The 17,111-nt window shown below is 62.4% G+C and carries 14 protein-coding genes, 1 tRNA gene and 1 riboswitch; of the genes, 8 read left to right on the forward strand and 7 right to left on the reverse strand.

Annotated elements, in window-relative coordinates:
- Window positions 1-54 precede the first annotated feature (54 nt).
- The gene (locus tag MNR02_RS15250; RefSeq protein WP_241947385.1) at window positions 55-960 is read left to right on the forward strand and encodes a DMT family transporter; all 906 of its coding nucleotides are present in this window, start codon (window positions 55-57) and stop codon (window positions 958-960) included.
- 94 nt (window positions 961-1,054) lie between these two features.
- Window positions 1,055-1,717 (forward strand): helix-turn-helix transcriptional regulator, encoded by a 663-nt coding sequence (locus MNR02_RS15255; protein WP_241947386.1) that lies wholly within the window; start codon window positions 1,055-1,057, stop codon window positions 1,715-1,717.
- A gap of 8 nt (window positions 1,718-1,725) precedes the next feature.
- On the opposite strand, the gene MNR02_RS15260 is transcribed toward MNR02_RS15255, so the two are convergent.
- Entirely contained in the window at window positions 1,726-2,607 is an 882-nt protein-coding gene (locus MNR02_RS15260; RefSeq protein ID WP_371746681.1) for a transporter substrate-binding domain-containing protein, read from the reverse strand.
- A 56-nt stretch (window positions 2,608-2,663) separates the two neighbouring features.
- Here MNR02_RS15260 and MNR02_RS15265 point away from each other — a divergent pair, with 56 nt between their 5' ends.
- Window positions 2,664-4,607: a glycosyltransferase family 2 protein gene (locus tag MNR02_RS15265; RefSeq protein ID WP_241947387.1), complete on the forward strand. Its 1,944-nt coding sequence runs from the start codon at window positions 2,664-2,666 to the stop codon at window positions 4,605-4,607.
- A 31-nt stretch (window positions 4,608-4,638) separates the two neighbouring features.
- On the opposite strand, the gene MNR02_RS15270 is transcribed toward MNR02_RS15265, so the two are convergent.
- A tRNA-Gly gene (locus MNR02_RS15270) sits at window positions 4,639-4,712 on the reverse strand.
- Between the two features lie 320 nt (window positions 4,713-5,032).
- Between MNR02_RS15270 and MNR02_RS15275 the strand changes: the two genes are divergently transcribed.
- Both MNR02_RS15275 and MNR02_RS15280 read left to right on the forward strand, forming a co-directional pair.
- Entirely contained in the window at window positions 5,033-7,693 is a 2,661-nt protein-coding gene (locus MNR02_RS15275; RefSeq protein ID WP_241947388.1) for a hypothetical protein, read from the forward strand.
- Entirely contained in the window at window positions 7,693-8,895 is a 1,203-nt protein-coding gene (locus tag MNR02_RS15280) for a cytochrome-c peroxidase (RefSeq protein WP_241947389.1), read from the forward strand. The genes MNR02_RS15275 and MNR02_RS15280 overlap by 1 nt, the downstream gene beginning before the upstream one ends.
- A 21-nt stretch (window positions 8,896-8,916) precedes the next feature.
- On the opposite strand, the gene MNR02_RS15285 is transcribed toward MNR02_RS15280, so the two are convergent.
- Window positions 8,917-10,023, reverse strand: coding sequence for a 2'-deoxycytidine 5'-triphosphate deaminase (locus MNR02_RS15285; RefSeq protein ID WP_241948891.1), 1,107 nt, complete (start codon window positions 10,021-10,023; stop codon window positions 8,917-8,919).
- Window positions 10,024-10,101: 78 nt separating this feature from the next.
- Window positions 10,102-10,180, forward strand: a riboswitch (SAM riboswitch).
- 43 nt (window positions 10,181-10,223) lie between these two features.
- On the opposite strand from MNR02_RS15285, the gene MNR02_RS15290 reads away from it, so the two are divergent.
- Together MNR02_RS15290 and apaG are read left to right on the forward strand one after the other, a co-directional pair.
- Entirely contained in the window at window positions 10,224-11,408 is a 1,185-nt protein-coding gene (locus MNR02_RS15290; RefSeq protein ID WP_241947390.1) for an O-succinylhomoserine sulfhydrylase, read from the forward strand.
- 121 nt (window positions 11,409-11,529) lie between these two features.
- Window positions 11,530-11,922: a Co2+/Mg2+ efflux protein ApaG gene (gene apaG / locus MNR02_RS15295; protein WP_134647799.1), complete on the forward strand. Its 393-nt coding sequence runs from the start codon at window positions 11,530-11,532 to the stop codon at window positions 11,920-11,922.
- A gap of 94 nt (window positions 11,923-12,016) precedes the next feature.
- On the opposite strand, the gene MNR02_RS15300 is transcribed toward apaG, so the two are convergent.
- The 3 genes from MNR02_RS15300 to MNR02_RS15310 all read right to left on the reverse strand — a co-directional run bounded on the left by MNR02_RS15300 (window position 12,017) and on the right by MNR02_RS15310 (window position 15,337).
- Entirely contained in the window at window positions 12,017-13,009 is a 993-nt protein-coding gene (locus MNR02_RS15300) for an Hsp33 family molecular chaperone (protein WP_241947391.1), read from the reverse strand.
- A gap of 196 nt (window positions 13,010-13,205) precedes the next feature.
- Window positions 13,206-14,117, reverse strand: coding sequence for an ornithine carbamoyltransferase (gene argF, locus MNR02_RS15305; RefSeq protein WP_241947392.1), 912 nt, complete (start codon window positions 14,115-14,117; stop codon window positions 13,206-13,208).
- A 29-nt stretch (window positions 14,118-14,146) separates the two neighbouring features.
- Entirely contained in the window at window positions 14,147-15,337 is a 1,191-nt protein-coding gene (locus tag MNR02_RS15310; protein ID WP_241947393.1) for an aspartate aminotransferase family protein, read from the reverse strand.
- 424 nt (window positions 15,338-15,761) lie between these two features.
- Here MNR02_RS15310 and MNR02_RS15315 point away from each other — a divergent pair, with 424 nt between their 5' ends.
- The gene (locus tag MNR02_RS15315; RefSeq protein WP_241947394.1) at window positions 15,762-16,301 is read left to right on the forward strand and encodes a GcrA family cell cycle regulator; all 540 of its coding nucleotides are present in this window, start codon (window positions 15,762-15,764) and stop codon (window positions 16,299-16,301) included.
- Between the two features lie 126 nt (window positions 16,302-16,427).
- Here the strand turns inward: MNR02_RS15315 and phoB are convergent, their stop codons facing one another.
- On the reverse strand, window positions 16,428-17,111 hold the full coding sequence (gene phoB / locus MNR02_RS15320; protein WP_134647809.1) for a phosphate regulon transcriptional regulator PhoB: 684 nt from the start codon (window positions 17,109-17,111) through the stop codon (window positions 16,428-16,430).

The following is a 17,111-nucleotide window of genomic DNA, read 5'->3' on the forward strand; positions in this document are numbered from 1 at the left end:
GCTTCGCGCAGTTTCGGCGTGCAAGGGCCGCGCTGCGGGTATAAGCGCAATTACATGGACTCCAAACGACTCGGCTATGTTTTCACCCTGCTCGCAATCCTGATCTTCAGCCTTCAGGATGCCATTTCAAAACATCTCGGCGGCCTCTATTCGCCTATCTTCATCGCCATGTTGCGCTTCTGGGCGTTCGCGGGCTTCGCCTTGATCATGGCCGCGCGCAGCTCGGGCGGGGTGGGGGTCGCCATCCGGTCCAAACGTCCATTCCTCCAGATTCTGCGCGGCACGCTGCTCGCCCTCCAGATCGTCGTCGTCATCACGGCCTTCAACGTCGTCGGCCTTGCGCACACGCAGGCAATCCTGGCGTCCGGACCGATCTTCGTCGCGCTCCTGTCCATGCCGCTGCTTGGTGAGCGCGTGGGCTGGCGGCGCTGGACGTCGATCTCGGTGGGCCTCGTGGGCGTGCTGATCATCGTGAACCCCACGGACAGCGCGTTCAACTCCAGCGTCCTCATGCCGCTGGCGGCCGCGCTGATGTTTGCGCTCTATGCGATCACGACACGCCTTGCCAGCCGAGACGATTCCTCTCTGACGAGCTTTCTCTATACCGGCCTTGCCGGCGCCGCGGCGCTTTCGCTGATCGGCCCCTTCTTCTGGGTCGATCTTGCACCCGTCGACTGGCTCTGGATGGGGCTCTTGTGTGTGACCGGCATTTCCAGCCATTACTTCCTCATCCGCGCCTACGACCTGCTCAATGCTGCCGCCGTGCAGCCCCTCACCTATCTCCAGGTGGTCATGGCGGCGATCATCGGCGTCTCCGTCTTCGGCGAAACCTTGAATGTGAACATGGTCCTGGGCTCCGCCATCGTGGTGAGCGCCGGCATTTTCACCGTCTGGCGCGAGAGCGTCGTAGCCAGGCGCACCGCAGCGGAAAACCGCGCCAGACACGAAAAAGGAATATAATCCTTTTTTCTTTACTCGAAAAACGTCCTTCGCTATAGTCCGCCTCATCGGACTGGCTTTGGCTGGTCCAACGCCTTGGCAGGGTTTTCGCAGTATGTTTTCCCATGACCGGATATGGGCGGCGATCGACGCCCTCGCCGAGCGAAATCGTCTTTCCCCGTCCGGGCTTGCCCGCCGCGCCGGGCTCGATCCGACATCCTTCAACAAGTCGAAGCGGCAGGGGGCCGACGGTCGCCAGCGCTGGCCCTCGACGGAATCCATCGCCAAGGTGCTGGACGCGACATCCGCGACCATCGATGAGTTCTTCGCGCTGGGCGATACGGGCCGCGACAGCGGCCTGCCGCAGGGCGCCTTTCCGCCGCAAACCGGCACGATACCGCTGCTCGGCTTCGCACAGGCCGGTGCCGGCGGCTTTTTCGACGATGGCGGCTTTCCCGCCGGCCAGGGCTGGGATGTGGTGGAATTCCCTGCCTCTCCAGACCGAAAGCCCGGCGTCTATGCGCTCGAGGTACAGGGCGACAGCATGCTGCCCCTCTACCGCGACGGCGATATCCTGATCGTCGAGCCGGGTGCGCAGGTGCGCCGGGGCGACCGGGTGGTCGTCAAGACACGGGAGGGCGAGGTCATGGCCAAGATGCTCCACCGCCAGAGCCCGCGCGCCATCGAACTCCTGTCGCTCAACCCCGAACATCCGAACCGCAGTTTCGACATGGAAGAGGTCGACTGGATCGCCCGCATCATCTGGGCGAGCCAGTAGCCGCCGCCTCACCCTCCGTAGAGGTTTATGGGAAAATAGCGCAGGTAGATTTCCTGCAGGCGGCCGCTGCGCGACAGAGCCAGCAGAGCGTGATCCATGGCCCCGGCCAGGGCTTCGTCCTCCTTGCGGACCATGATCGTCAGCCCCTCGCCAAGGAACATCTCGGAAAGATAGGGGCCATCGAACAGGCGGCAGCAACCGGCCGATTCCGAACCGCTCGTCCAGAACGCGAGCTGCATGCCGTCACCAAAGACCGCATCGACCTTACCGTCCTTCAATGCCGCAAGCAGGGCCGCGCGATCGGGGAAGGCCTGCGCCGTCACTCGGGGAAAGAAGGCCTTCAGCATGGCCTCATGGGTGCTTGCCGCAACGACCCCCACGGCCTTGCCGTCGAGCGCCGCCGCCGTTTCACCTGATGGCAACCGCGCCTTTGCGACAGCAAAACGGGCTGGAAGGCGCATGAACGGACGCGAGAAGGCAAAGCGCTTGCGCAGGTCCGCCGTCACCGCGACGCCAGCCACGATGGCCTCGCCGTTGCCGTCGCGCAGCGCCGTTTCAAGTTCCGGGAAAGTCACAGCCTGAATCTGGCATTTATCGGTAAGCTGCAATTCGCGGCAGATCTCGCGCACGAGATCGACATGAAAGCCGGCGAGCTTGCCCGTCTGGTCGATGAAGTTGAACGGCGGAAAATCCACCGTCGTTAGGAACCGCAACCGCACGATACCCGAGAGATCCGGACGGGCGATGCGCTCGCGCGTGTCGAACAGGATCGGCAGATCGACCGCGCTGCGTTCCTGCGCAATGGCTGGCAACGGCACGGCTGCCATCATCGACAGGCAAAGCGCCAAAAGCCCTTGAATTTTAGGGGATGAAATTTTGCGCGACGACATTACAATCAACTTGGGGTTACAAAAGGGGGCAGCCGTGAAAGCGGCTGCAGGGCTGCATGCGACTGGCAGAATATCCCGACGACATCGCTTTCGCCACCGCAATCGGCATCCTGCCGGCACGTCACGCAGCACGGCCGCCAAACCCATCCGTTCCATCGAAGTTCCTGACGGAAGCGCGTCTCTTCCGCAGGCTCGGGATTTCCAAGGTGCTCATATCGAACATGCTGGTGCGGGCAAACCGCAACGGCACGACTCTGGAGGCCGAACTTCTGGCCAACGGTGCGATCGTCGAAAGCACCTATTACGAGGCGCTCGCCGAAATCCTGGATCTGCCCTTTCTGCCTGAGCTCGATCCCGCGCAGGTCGAGGATATCGCGGGCGCCGACAGCCAGCTTGTCGATCCCACCGTCGTTCGCCTGCGCCATCCCGTCCGCCCGCCGATCACCGCGATCGTGCCGAGCGCGGCGCGACTTACCTATCTCGCGGAGCGGCTGGCGCAGTCGCCGGGACTGCGCATGACGCTTGCGGCAACGACGCCATCGGCCGTGCGGTCCGCCCTGTGGCAAGCCGGCCAAAAGCGGCGGCTGCGCGAAAGCATAGACCAGCTCTTCGGCAGCGCGCCTGAAGCGAGCGCGCGCATCACGCTGTGGGGGCGGCAGGGCTTTTATACCGGCGCAGCGCTCACGCTGACGCTTGTTCTCGCCGTCGCAGAGCCGACAGCGGCCCTTCTTGTCCTGCACATCGTCCTCAGCTTCTTCTTCTTCGCCACGTTCTTCATCCGCCTCGTGGCGCTGGTCGCCACGAAACGGCAACAGAAACGTTTGCGCCCGGCACCGCCCGCCGGCCGTCGTCCCATCTATTCGATTTTCGTCGCCCTCTACCGGGAAGCGGCGGTCGTTCCGCAACTCATCGATACGCTGAACAGGCTTGAATGGCCGGCGAGCCGTCTCGACATCAAGCTGATCTGCGAGGCGGACGACCAGGAGACGCTCGATGCGATGGCTGCCATGCGCCTCGGGCCGCAATACGAGGTGGTGGCGGTGCCGGCGGGCCGGCCGCGCACCAAGCCTAAGGCGCTGACCTATGCGCTGGGCGCTGCGCGCGGCGAGTATCTCGTGATCTACGACGCGGAGGACCGCATCGACCCTATGCAGCTGGAGGAAGCCTGGCGCACGTTCGAGGCCAGCCCGCCGGAGACCGTCTGCCTCCAAGCGCCCCTCGTCATCACCAATGCCCGGGAAAGCTGGGTAAGCGCGCTCTTCGCGCTGGAATATGCCGGCCTTTTTCGTGTGCTGTTGCCACGCCTTGCCGCCGCGCGCATGCCGATGCCGCTCGGCGGAACGTCGAACCATTTTCGCACGCGCGTCCTGCAGGCCGTCGGCGGCTGGGATCCGTTCAACGTCACGGAGGATGCCGATCTCGGCCTGCGTCTCTATCGGAAAGGCTATCGCTGCGGCACGCTCACCCGCCCGACCTACGAGGAGGCGCCGACAGAGGTGCATGCCTGGCTCGGCCAGCGCAGCCGGTGGTTCAAGGGCTGGCTGCAAACCTGGCTGGTGGTGATGCGGCGACCGTCCATGCTGATCCGGGAAATGGGGCTCGGCGCCAGCATCGTCTTCCAGGTGCTGATCGGCGGGCTCATCCTGTCCTCGCTCGCCCACCCGCTGATCGTCGCCTATATCGCCCTGATCACCGGGCAGCTTCTATCGGGGCAGGCGTACAATGTGGGCGCGCTGCAACTGACACTGTTCGTCATGGATATGGCCAATATCTTTGGCAGCTACGCCATCTTCGTCGCACTGGGACGGGCGGGCATGACGCCGCCCGAGCGGGCGGCTGTCGGCCGAAAATGGATGCTGACGCCCGTCTACTGGCTGCTCGCCTCTCGCGCCGCCTGGCGCGCCGTTCGCGAACTGCGCAGCAATCCCTTCTTCTGGAACAAGACCGCACACCGCCCGGCGTCCGTCAAAACCGAAGCCGCGGTCGGCACAAGCTCCTGAAGCAAGGACAAAGAATGCAGGGAAACACGGCTGGAGCGGGTAGCGGGAATCGAACCCGCGCGTTCAGCTTGGGAAGCTGACAGGCTACCATTACATCATACCCGCAGGGCAGCGCCGAGGCCGCATCCATTCAACAGTTCGCGGATTGTGTCAAGCGAGCCGCGCCAAACGGTCGGCCATATGAACGGATGTCCGACGAGCGAGACGAGCGGCGGCTGATTACGACAACCCTAGGTGACTGATAAACAACAAAAATCGTCCACAGCACGCCTTGTTACGAAAAGTGGTAATTTTGAGTCATATTTACGGCACTAAATCTTGACTCATAATTGCAAGTTTTATTATGGAAGTCCCCGAGGCGCCATGACGCCGAATTTTCCGGAGGCTTTTCAGACATGTATCCGATATCGAGGGCGCCACGTCGCGTGGCGAACGCATCCGCTTGCCTGCTTGTCGGCACGCTGGGTAGCCTGTCGGTTTCTGCGGTCAACGCTCAGGACGGCGCGTCGCAATCGGATGCACCGACAGTGCTGGAGCAGATCGTCGTCAAGCTGCGTCCGCTCTGGCTCAGCCTTGGAGGCAAGGCGACCTCGGATACGGGAACGACGTCGCTCGAGAGCGTCGTCATCCAGAACAAGTCCAACGGGTTTGGCGACGCCAACTCGATCCTGCGCAATCTTCCCAATGTTCAGTACCAGAACGATTCCGACAACGACGCCGGCGTCGATGGACAGGACATGATCAACCTGCGGCCCCTCGAAGTCTCGATCTCGGGCGCCAAAGTCTACGAGAACAATTTCATCCTGAATGGCATCGGGATCAACAATGTCACCGGGTCGCAAGAGCCCTTCGGCGGCTCGCTCGGGACGTATGAGAACACGCCGAACATCAATGAAGTGTTCGGCCTGCATTCACAGAGCGTGTTCGTGCCTGCGGACTTCATCGACGCCGCGACCGTGATGGATAGCAACGTCTCCGCCCGCTACGGTCAGTTTCAGGGCGGTGTGGTCGATTACACGCTCGCCAGACCCAAGACAGACAGGGTTACCGGCTCGCTCAGCTACGGCTTCGAGAGCGACAAGACGACCAGCTTCGTTCTGGGCACGAGGGACGGCCTCAATCCGCAGAACAACCCGCCACCGGAATTCTATCGCTACAAGTCCTCCGCCAGCGTCAACGTTCCGCTGACAGACAGCTGGGCGCTGATCGGACAATACAGCCAATCAGGTGCCGACACCAACAAGATCAAGGATTACCGCTACCACAGCGAGGAGGCGGAGGAGTTTTCCAAGAACAAGTTCTATCGCCTCGCCAGCAAGCACGACACCGATCTCGGCGTCTTCACGCTGGAAGGGTCCTACACCGACTACGAACAGGAATGGGACGGCTATTTCTATCGCGACACGCAGATCATGAGCCAGAACAGGGGCTTTACAGGACAACTGCGCTGGGAAAACGACCTGACCGCCTTTGCCTTCGATCCCCTCGGGATCGCCAACGTCAAATTCGACGCCAAAGCCTATTTCAACACATCGAAGACCGTTAACGATGGCGGGGAGAACGAGACGATCTATCGGACAGTCTGGGCCAGACCCAGCGTCAACAACAACAATCCCGCGAGTTGGTTCTATTCGACCGATCCCAGCCTCCTGTCTTGGTGCCGCGTTCCACTCTCAGGAGGTCTGACAGGGACTGCCCAACTGTGCCGGGAAGGTGGGTACGGCAACAAGGCGCAGGGGCAGCAGGAAAACGGCTTCAAGGCGGATATCGATGGCGATTTTCTGGCCGGGACATTCGCAACCGGCTTTGACTACCGAAGGATCGACGCCTATCGTCGGGCAGAGGAGTACACGCTCCATTCCGCGAACAGAACGCTGATCAGCACGCCTCGTGTGCCTGCTTTTGTCTGCGCTCCGGGCGACATCGCCTGCTCCTATGAGCAATATTCAAACATCAAGGTGATCACGCCAGCATATCACAACAAGGTATCCATCGAGGCGATCGATATGTATGCCGAACTCGACCAGACGTGGGACTGGTTGAACGTCAGAGCTGGTGTACATGCAAGTTACGAGAGTTTCTTCGGCAACTTTAACGTTGCACCACGCTTGTCCGCAACGATTTTGGCGAGCGAGGATCTCTCATTTACCGCTGGCGTAAACCGCTACTACAATGCTAACTCACTCTATTACGCTGTGCGCGACCAGCAGCCGCTCGGAAGAGCCTACAATCGCACCCATAACGCCAGCGGCATCGTTTCCGACTGGGTCGGCGCGGGTACGCAACGTTACTATACGTTTTCCGGTCTTGACCTCGACACACCCCATAACGACGAATTCACCGCCGGGGTCGACTGGACGGATCCTTGGACCGATGGCGACATGCGTGTTCGATACGTGTACCGGCAGGGCAAAGATCAGTACCTGAAATCTCCCGATTCCACCGGCAGGGAGATGACACTGACGAATGATGGCGATTCCGAGTACCATGGAGTATCCGTCGAATACGGAAAGACATGGGCTGTCCAGTCGGGTCACATGGAGACCGTGCGCCTTTCCGGAAGCCTGACATGGTCGAAAGAGAGAACAACATCGAACGGATATTTCGATGATCCGACCGACACGCGGATCTGGTACAATGACCAGTCCTATTCCCTCGGTGAATTCTCTATGGCGAGAGGGAATATGGATATTCCCGTCAGGACATCCATGGACCTGGTGACGACCTGGTTCGATGAGCGGCTGACCCTGGGTGTTTCGGGTAACCTGAACCTATCCTACGACGGCGTCCGTAACACTGACATGCAGTGCAGCCCCTCAACCAGTGCAGCGGCCATGTGCAAGCTGCCGGCGGGATCAGAAGGTCTGGGTCTCCTGCATGACATCTACGAGGACTTCCACTTCAGGCCCGTTGCGACGATCGATCTGAATGCTTCCTACAAGGCATTCGAATCCAGCTATGGTTCGCTCGAATTCGAAATGAAGGTACAAAACGCTTTCAACGAGACGGGCAATCGGGTTGCAAAGTCCTCTCAACCCTGGATTCCCGGGCGGAGCATCTGGCTTGGCGCGAAGGCGACGTTCTGATGACCCGCCCTCTGCCATTGCTGATTGCCTTCTGGGCTATTGGAACCGCGGTCGTTTTTACGGCCGCCTTCCTGGAATTCGCCAAAGGACGCGAAGCGGCCCGCGAAGAGCGTTTCGCGTTGATCGAAGCACGCGCCCTGGACCAGCGCGAACGCGTGTTGCTTGAAGCCTTCCCCAGCGATCCATCCGACCGTGACCTGGTGATCCTGGCGGGACTGTATCGGCAGCCGGTCGAGGATTTTCCGCCGGTTTCGGTCTTTCCCGGAATAGAGGCCGAGCCGTTCGCGCCTCTCGCAATCCCGCCACGGCCCGAGGGCCTGGAACTTGAGAAAGCACAGCTCGGGTTTCGCCTGTTTCGCGACCCGATGTTATCCCGTTCGGGCCAGATTGCCTGCCAGAACTGTCATAACCGGGAACTCGGCTGGGGTGATGGCCTGCAGAGTTCCTTCGGCCATGATCGCGCCAAGGGAACGCGCAATGCGCCGCCCCTGTTCAATGCAGGGCTGCGGGCACCGCTGTTCTGGGACGGGCGGGCCGACACCCTGGAAGCCCAGGCTTTGATGCCTTTGACGGACCCACGCGAAATGGCCAACCACGACCTCGCGTCGGTCGTCGAGCGGATCGCGCAGCGTGCCGATTATCAGGAGGCGTTTCGATCGGTTTATGGAGGTGCGCCCTCCACCGCTGAGGTCGCCGATGCGCTGGCATCCTTCCAGCGCACCCTCGAAGAGCCGACACGGCTGGACCGTTTCCTTTCAGGTCAGTATCGCGCGCTCAGCAATGAGCAGATCTGGGGCATGCATATCTTCCGCACGAAAGGCGGCTGTGCAAACTGTCACAACGGGCCTCTCCTGACGGACAACAAGTTTCATAATCTCGGGCTGTCTTTTCTCGGGCGCCCAAGGGAGGATGTCGGCCGCTACACGGTCACGAACAGCCTTCTCGATGTGGGGCGCTTCAAGACGCCAAGCCTGCGGCACATCTCCCGCACCGCGCCTTACATGCACAACGGCATTATCCGTGACCTCAGGCGTGTCGTGCGCTTCTATGAAGTCGGCGGCGGCAGGACGAGTGCGCGCAACGAGGCCGAACGCGACAATCCGCTCATGCGCTTTGCCGGCATGACGTCGCCGTTCCTGGAGCCGTTTTCACTGACCGCGCGCGAGCGCGACGCGCTGGTGGCATTTCTGGAAGCCCTGTGAGGACTGGCCAGCGTGCTTACGTTATGACGCGCGGAAATGCTTGGAGAGCTTGAGGCCCTGGGCCTGATAGTTGGAGCCGAGGCCTGAGCCATAAAGGCCTGCCGGGGCTTCGAGCATGTGCTCGTAAATCAGGCGGCCGACGATCTGGCCGTGTTCGAGGATGAAGGGCACCTCGTGGCTGCGCACTTCCAGCACTGCGCGGCTGCCGGAACCGCCGGCCGGCGCGTGGCCGAAACCGGGATCGAAGAAGCCGGCGTAGTGCACGCGGAATTCGCCGACCAGCGGGTCGAACGGCGTCATCTCGGCCGCATAGAGCGGCGGCACATGCACGGCCTCTCGGGAAACGAGGATGTAGAACTCGTCCGGATCGAGGATCAGCTCGTTGCGGCCGCGGCTGAACAGCGGCTCCCAAAAGTCGAAGATGTCATGCTGGTTCTTGCGATCGACATCGACGACGGAAGTGTGATGCTTCCCGCGATAGCCGATCAGGCCGTCCGGCCCCGTGCCCTTGAGATCGATCGACAGGGCGATGCCGCCGCCGGAGACATTCGGCGTTTCGCTGGCGACGAGCGTGTCGCTGACATGCAGCGCCGTGAGCTCGTTTTCGCTGAGAAGCGCATTGCCCTTGCGGAAGCGGATCTGCGACAGGCGCGAGCCGCGGCGCACCACGATGGGGAACGTTCGCGGGGAGATTTCCAGATAGAGCGGGCCGGAATAGCCGGCCGGGATCTTGTCGAATTCCTGTGCCCGGTCGGTGATGACGCGGGTGAAGATATCGAGGCGGCCGGTGGAGCTCTTCGGATTTGCCGACGCAGCCAGTTCGGCCGGCAGGTCGAGGCTTTCCATCAGCGGCACGATATAGACGCAGCCGGTTTCCAGCACCGCGCCCTCGCTGAGATCGATGACGTGCAGCTGCAGGCGGTCGAGCTTGTCGGCGACGAGATGGGACGGGCCGGGCAGGAAGCTGGCCCGCACGCGAAACGCCTTGGCGCCAAGGCGCAGATCGAGGCTCGCCGGCTGGATCTGATCGTCATCCAGCGCGGCTTCGCTTTTCAGCCGCCCGCTTTCGAACAAGCCGCGGATGGCGTTGTCCGCCAGAATGCCCGTGCTGCGCACCACAGAAGCCATAGTCATACCGTCCCGTCAGAAGCCCCGCACAAAACCAAATGCCGGCAATTGACGCAAGCGCGGGCGCGCAGTATTAGCAGATTATCCCGTGGTGATTTGGCCGGCCGGCTTGCAGCCACGTAAAACAAGTAGCTAAAAAGGCCGGGTTCGAAACCGGCTTGCTTTTGCGGCCGGTTTTTTTGTTTGAAGGCGACGATCACATGAGCAAGTCCTGGCGCCCGGCCACCCAACTCGTTCACGGCGGAACCACCCGCTCCCAGCACGGCGAAACCGCCGAAGCCATCTTCCTGACGCAGGGCTTTGTCTATGACACGTCCGCTGCGGCCGAAGCCCGATTCAAGGGCGAGACGGACGGTTTCATCTACGCCCGTTACGGCAGCCCGACCAACGACATGTTCGAAAAGCGCATGTGCATGCTGGAAGGCGCCGAAGACGCCCGCGCCACCGCCTCCGGTATGGCCGCCGTATCCGCCGCGATCCTCTGCCAGCTCAAGGCCGGCGACCACATCGTCGCCGCGCGTGCACTGTTCGGGTCCTGCCGCTGGGTCGTCGAAACGCTTGCGCCGAAATACGGCATCGAATGCACGCTGATCGACGGCCGCGACCTCGCCAACTGGGAAGGCGCGATCCGCAAGAACACCAAGGTGTTCTTCCTCGAAAGCCCGACCAACCCGACCCTGGAGGTCATCGACATCGCAGGCGTGGCAAAGCTCGCCAACCAGATCGGCGCGAAGGTGGTGGTCGACAACGTGTTTGCCACGCCGCTCTTCCAGAAGCCGCTGGAGCTTGGCGCGCATGTCGTCGTCTACTCCGCCACCAAGCATATCGACGGCCAGGGCCGATGCCTCGGCGGCGTCGTTCTGTCGGACAAGCAGTGGATCGACGAGAACCTGCACGACTACTTCCGCCATACCGGCCCGGCCATGTCGCCGTTCAATGCCTGGACGCTGCTGAAGGGTATCGAGACGCTGCCGCTGCGTGTGAAGCAGCAGACGGAGAATGCCAGCCGTATCGCCGATTTCCTCGCCGACCAGACGCAGGTCGCCCGCGTGATCTATCCCGGTCGCAAGGACCATCCGCAGGCCGATATCATCGCCAAGCAGATGACAGGCGGTTCGACGCTCGTCTGCTTCGAGATGAAGGGCGGCAAGGAGGCGGCGTTCGCGCTGCAGGATGCGCTCGAGGTGGTGAAGATCTCCAACAATCTCGGCGATGCCAAGAGCCTGATCACGCATCCGGCGACGACGACGCACAAGAACCTGACAGACGAGGCGCGCGCCGAGCTCGGCATCTCTGACGGCACCGTGCGCCTGTCGGCCGGCATCGAGGACAGCGACGACCTGATCGAGGATTTCGCCCGCGCGCTCTCCAAGGTCCAAGCCTGATCCCGCCAGGATTGAAAAATGAAAGAGGGCACCGGCTGCAAGGCCGGTGCCCTTTGCGCTTCTCCTTGACGAAACCGTATTCGTGTAGAATAGCAGGGGTTGTTAAGTTCAAGGCTTGCCCATGTATCGTGCGCTGACCCGCGACATCGAAGTGACCGTCGAGCCATATTATCTGGCCGATCAGTCCGATCCCGACGACAGCCGCTATGTCTGGGGATACCGGGTCGTCATTTCCAACCACTCCGACATCGCCGTGCGTCTGGTGACGCGCTATTGGCACATCACCGACCAGAACGGACAGGTGGACGAGGTGAACGGGCCGGGCGTGATCGGCGAACAGCCGGTGCTCAGGCCCGGCGACACCTATGAATATTCATCCGGCTGCCCGCTGGAAACGCCGTCCGGCATCATGTTCGGCCGCTACCGTATGGAAGCGGAAAACGGCGAAGCCTTCGACGTCGCCATTCCCGCCTTTTCGCTGGACACGCCGGGGCAGGCACGCACGCTGAATTGAGGGATGGGGTGGGCCCCCCTCATCCGGCTGCCGCTCCCTTCTCCCCGAGGGGAGAAGGTGGCCGACAGGCCGGATGAAGGGGATGCCGCAGCTTCTACTGCGGCAAAACCTCTGCGGCTTCGAAGCGATAGGTGGTCGAGCAGAACTCGCAGGTGACAGCGATCTCGCCTTTTTCATCCGCCGTATGGGCGATCTCGTCGGCACTGAGCGCCGCCAGCACACCTTTCAGCTTTTCGCGCGAGCACGAGCAGCGGTCGAAGACCTGCTGCGGCGGGTAGACCCGCACGCCGCGCTCGTGGAACAGGCGAAACAGCAGCCGTTCGGTGCCGACATTCGGGTCCGTCAGCTCATCCGCATCGATTGTTTCGACCATGGCCTTGGCCTCGGCCCAATGATCATCTTCATCGATCCTGTGGCCGGCGTCGTCGCCGTCACCGCCGGGAAGATCGGCCTGGCGCATGCGCTCGGGTGATTGCGGCAGGAACTGCGCGACCATGCCGCCGGCACGCCAGCGATGACGCGCCTTGCCATCGGCATCACGGTCGTACAGCTCGGCGACGCCAAGGCGCACCTTGGTCGGGATCTGCTCCGATTGGCGGAAATAGACGCCGGCGATCTCTTCCAGCGTATGGCCGTCGAGCGGAACGATGCCCTGGTAGCGCTGCATATGCGCGCCCTGATCGATGGTGAAGGCAAGGATGCCCTTGCCGAGCAGCTCATGCGGCTCGGTCGCGCCGGCAGCGATGGCGGCATCGAGCGCGGCCTGATCGAAGCGCGCATAGGCGCGCACATCCTGCGGCGCGGAGAAATCCGCGACGAGCAGGTCGACCGGGCCATCGCCCTTGGTCTGCACGATCAGCTTGCCTTCGAATTTCAGCGAGGTTCCGAGAAGCACGGTCAGCGCGATGGCTTCCGCCAGCAGGCGGGCCACGGGTGCGGGATAATCATGCCGGCCGAGAATGGTATCCAGCATCGGGCCGAGCTGCACGGCGCGGCCGCGCACATCCAGGCCCTCGACCTGGAACGGCAGGACGTGGTCATCGCCGGCATAGCCGGGTTCACCGAGTTTCAGGGCGGTTTCCGCCATCATCATTCTACTCCTTCACGCGCCGCGATACCGGCGGGCGCCAGGCCCGGCCGCTTGGGGCAGCACTCTATCGTGATTGCGCATTTGCCGGCCGGGATCATTCCATACCAGGCGGGCATGCGCCAGTGAAAGCGCCTTGCGACGCCTCTGCGATAGGCCCTAGATCGTGCCGCCAGCGCCGTTTTTCAAGACGGCCTCAAACGGCTCCGAAGCACCAGGCGAGGATGGACTTCTGTGCGTGCAGGCGGTTTTCGGCCTCATCGAAAACCACCGACTGCGGGCCGTCGATAACCTCGTCGGTGACTTCCTCGCCGCGATGGGCGGGCAGGCAGTGCATGAAGAGCGCATCCTTGCCGGCACGCGCCATGAGCTGCGGATTGACCTGATAGGGCTGGAAGATGTTGTGGCCGCGGGCGCGATGCTCCTGGTTCATCGAAACCCAGGTGTCGGTAACAACGAGATCGGCACCGTCGACCATCGCCTCGGCATCGTGCCCGAGCAGGATATTGCCGCCGTTGTCGCGCGCCCAGTTGAGGATCTTGTCATCCGGCTCGGAACCCATCGGCACGGCCATCTTCATGGTGTAGCCGAAGCGGGCCGAGCCCTCCACGAAGGAGTGCAGCACGTTGTTGCCATCGCCCGTCCAGGTGAAGGTCTTGCCCTTGCTCGAACCGCGATGCTCCTCGAAGGTCATGACATCGGCCATGATCTGGCAGGGATGCGTGAGATCCGTCAGCGCATTGATGACCGGCACCGTGGCGTGCTCCGCCAGTTCCAGCAGGCGTGCATGATCCGTCGTGCGGATCATGATGGCGTCGACATAGCGCGACAGGACCTTGGCCGTGTCGCCGATCGTCTCGGCGCGGCCGAGCTGCATTTCCGTGCCCGACAGGAACAGCGTCTCACCGCCGAGCTGGCGCATGCCGACGTCGAACGAAACGCGCGTGCGGGTGGAGGGTTTCTCGAAGATCATGGCAAGCATCTTACCGGCCAAAGGCTTGGCTTCGGTGCCCGCCTTGTTGGCGGCCTTTCGCGCATGCGCATCGTCCATGATGACGCGGAGATCGCTTTCCGAAACGGCGGAAAGATCGAGAAAATGCTTGGCCATGATGTATCCTGTCCCAGTCCCTTGTGCGCTCAGGCAGCCTTGGCGGCGCTCAGCTTCTCGGCGGCCCGCTCGATGCGGGCGAGCCCTTCGCGTGCATCTTCCGCCGTGGTGATCAGCGGCGGCAGAAGGCGCAGCACATTGTCGCCCGCCGGCACGGCAAGCAGCTTTTCGGCGCGAACCGCCTTCAGGAGATCGGCGACCGGAATGCGCGCCTTGATGCCGAGCATCAGGCCCTCGCCGCGCACATCCTCGATGATGTCGGGGAAGCGGTCCTGAAGCGCCGCGAGGCCCTGGCGGAAGACCAGCGCGACATCGCGCACATGCTCCAGGAAGCCATCGGCGAGCACCACGTCGAGCACGGCATTGCCGACGGCCATGGCGAGCGGATTGCCGCCATAGGTGGAGCCGTGCGTGCCGGCCACCATGCCGGATGCCGCTTCGGCCGTCGCAAGGCACGCACCGAGCGGGAAACCGCCGCCAATGCCCTTGGCGATTGCCATGATATCGGGCGCAACGCCGGAATGCTCATAGGCGAAGAAGCGGCCCGTGCGGCCAACGCCCGTCTGCACCTCGTCGAGGATGAGCAGCAGGCCGTATTCGTCGCAGAGCTGGCGCAGCTCCTGCATGAACTCCTTCGGCACCGGCCTGAGGCCGCCCTCGCCTTGAACGGGCTCGATCAGGATTGCGGCGGTTTCCTCGGTGATCGCGTCCTTTACGGCGGCGATATCGCCGAAGGGAACCTTCAGGAAGCCCGGCGCCTTGGGGCCGAAGCCCTCGATGTACTTTTCCTGTCCGCCCGCGGCGATGGTCGCGATCGTGCGGCCATGAAACGCGCCTTCGAAGGTTATGATGTGGTATTTGCCGGGATGCCCCTTGGCGAAATGGTATCGGCGCGCGGTCTTGATCGCGCATTCCAGCGCTTCCGCACCTGAATTGGTGAAGAACACCTTTTCCGCGAAGGTTGCGTCCGTCAGCCGACGGCCGAGGCTTTCCTGACCCGGAATCTCGTAGAGGTTGGAGAGGTGCCAGACCTTGTCGGCCTGCTCCTTCAGCGCGGAAACGAGATGGGGATGACCATGCCCAAGCGAACTGACGGCCACGCCGGCGGCGAAATCGAGATATCGGTCGCCCTTCTCGTCGATCAGCCAGACGCCCTCCCCGTGCGTGAACCGGAGCGGCGCACGCATATAGGTTTCATAGAGCGGCGCGGCATCGGCCATGGCGCGTATCCTCCAAAAGGGATGCGGAAAAGAAATTCGGGGGCTTGACTTTCCGATTGCCAGAAAAATCAAAAGCCGCCTTGCGGCGGCATGCTGCACTATCTGCATTTCATGTCGTGATGTCAATAAAATGCATAGCTCCAAATCGCACTGAACCTCCCGCAAGGTGAGGATTCACGGCATCCATGGACAGTGTCGCTATCGAGTCACACCCTACCAGCAAGTTGGGGAAAACTCCGAAATCGATTCGCACCGATTCCCCCGACTCTTGTCACAGAGTCCCCCGGACTCTAGGTTAAGGGCCAATTACTAGACTGCATGCGGCGGAACTAGTCACCACCAGAGTTAGGGCGCTCAGGCTGCGAATTCGTTCGTGGCGCGATGAGGGATTCCTGCATAGCGAGCGCCGAACGGAGACGAGAGCATGAACTGGACAGACGAGCGGGTCGAGAAACTCAAGAAGCTCTGGAGCGAGGGCCTCAGCGCCAGCCAGATCGCTGCGCAGCTCGGCGGCGTGAGCCGCAACGCCGTCATCGGCAAGGTGCACCGGCTCAACCTGCCGGGCCGCGCCAAGGCTGGCGGCACGCCGGCTTCGGCCCGCCCGAAGCGCCCGGCGGCGACCACCCCGCGCCCCTCGAACTTCGCAGCGCGCCCGGCCAACGCCCCCCGCCCGGTCAGCCGGCCGGTGGGCAATGCGCTCACCAAGGACGAAGTCGAAACCGATTTCGACGTACAGACCGAGAACCTGCCCGTCGTCATCAGCGGCAAGAACGTCGTGGTACCGATGTCGCGCAAGCTGGAACTGACGCAGCTTACCGAGCGCACCTGCAAGTGGCCGATCGGCGATCCGCTGAACGACGACTTCCATTTCTGCGGCTGCGAGTCCCCTGACAACTCTCCCTATTGCACCTACCACCAGCGCCTCGCCTACCAGCCTTCGGCCGAGCGCCGCCGCGCGCGATGACATTAGCGACAGAAGAATAGAAACGGGGCCGGAAGGCTCCGTTTTCGTTTGTGCGGCAAGTGGCACGCCGAGACGCAAACAGGCCCCGAAGGGCCCATTTCCGTCCTTGGGAGGAATTGCGTTCGCTCAGGTTTCCAGCGAATAGCCGGCGCCGCGGACTGTGCGGATAACATCCTGCATGTTGGCGAAGTTGAGCGCCTTGCGCAGACGGCCGACATGCACGTCGACCGTGCGCTCGTCGACATAGATGTCGTGCCCCCAGACACCGTCGAGAAGCTGCGAGCGCGAGAAGACGCGGCCCGGCGAAGTCATCAGGAATTCCAGGAGGCGGAACTCCGTCGGGCCGAGGCGCACTTCACGCGTGCGGCGATGAACACGGTGCGTCTCCCGATCGAGTTCGATATCGCCGCAGCGCAGGACCGTAGAAACCACTTCCGGCTTGGCGCGGCGCAGCATGGCCCGAACGCGGGCGACGAGTTCCGGCGTGGAGAAGGGCTTGACCACATAGTCGTCCGCACCGGTGGCCAGGCCACGCACGCGTTCGCTCTCCTCGCCGCGCGCCGTCAGCATGATGATCGGCAGGCGCTCGGTTTCCGGCCGCTGGCGCAGGCGCCGGCACAGCTCGATGCCGGAAACACCGGGCAGCATCCAGTCAAGGATGAGAAGATCGGGCATGCGCTCCTGCAAGCGCATCTCCGCCTCGTCGCCGGACAGGATCGTATCCACCTCGAAACCTTCCGCCTCGAGATTGTAACGCAGGAGGACGCTCAGCGCCTCCTCATCTTCCACGACGGCTATTCTGGGCACCAT

This window comes from Shinella sp. H4-D48 (assembly GCF_022637395.1).
GTDB lineage: Bacteria > Pseudomonadota > Alphaproteobacteria > Rhizobiales > Rhizobiaceae > Shinella > Shinella sedimenti.

What these genes read in the sequence shown, in the direction of transcription:
- MNR02_RS15255 (WP_241947386.1), top strand. Translation starts at nt 1,055, where the DNA reads ATGTTTTCCCATGACCGGATATGGGCGGCGATCGACGCCCTCGCCGAG.
- MNR02_RS15315 (WP_241947394.1), top strand. Translation starts at nt 15,762, where the DNA reads ATGAACTGGACAGACGAGCGGGTCGAGAAACTCAAGAAGCTCTGGAGC.
- apaG (WP_134647799.1), top strand. Translation starts at nt 11,530, where the DNA reads ATGTATCGTGCGCTGACCCGCGACATCGAAGTGACCGTCGAGCCATAT.
- MNR02_RS15280 (WP_241947389.1), top strand. Translation starts at nt 7,693, where the DNA reads ATGACCCGCCCTCTGCCATTGCTGATTGCCTTCTGGGCTATTGGAACC.
- MNR02_RS15285 (WP_241948891.1), bottom strand. Translation starts at nt 10,023, where the DNA reads ATGGCTTCTGTGGTGCGCAGCACGGGCATTCTGGCGGACAACGCCATC.
- MNR02_RS15260 (WP_371746681.1), bottom strand. Translation starts at nt 2,607, where the DNA reads ATGTCGTCGCGCAAAATTTCATCCCCTAAAATTCAAGGGCTTTTGGCG.
- MNR02_RS15250 (WP_241947385.1), top strand. Translation starts at nt 55, where the DNA reads ATGGACTCCAAACGACTCGGCTATGTTTTCACCCTGCTCGCAATCCTG.
- MNR02_RS15290 (WP_241947390.1), top strand. Translation starts at nt 10,224, where the DNA reads ATGAGCAAGTCCTGGCGCCCGGCCACCCAACTCGTTCACGGCGGAACC.
- MNR02_RS15265 (WP_241947387.1), top strand. Translation starts at nt 2,664, where the DNA reads ATGCGACTGGCAGAATATCCCGACGACATCGCTTTCGCCACCGCAATC.
- MNR02_RS15300 (WP_241947391.1), bottom strand. Translation starts at nt 13,009, where the DNA reads ATGGCGGAAACCGCCCTGAAACTCGGTGAACCCGGCTATGCCGGCGAT.
- phoB (WP_134647809.1), bottom strand. Translation starts at nt 17,111, where the DNA reads ATGGTGCCCAGAATAGCCGTCGTGGAAGATGAGGAGGCGCTGAGCGTC.
- MNR02_RS15310 (WP_241947393.1), bottom strand. Translation starts at nt 15,337, where the DNA reads ATGGCCGATGCCGCGCCGCTCTATGAAACCTATATGCGTGCGCCGCTC.
- argF (WP_241947392.1), bottom strand. Translation starts at nt 14,117, where the DNA reads ATGGCCAAGCATTTTCTCGATCTTTCCGCCGTTTCGGAAAGCGATCTC.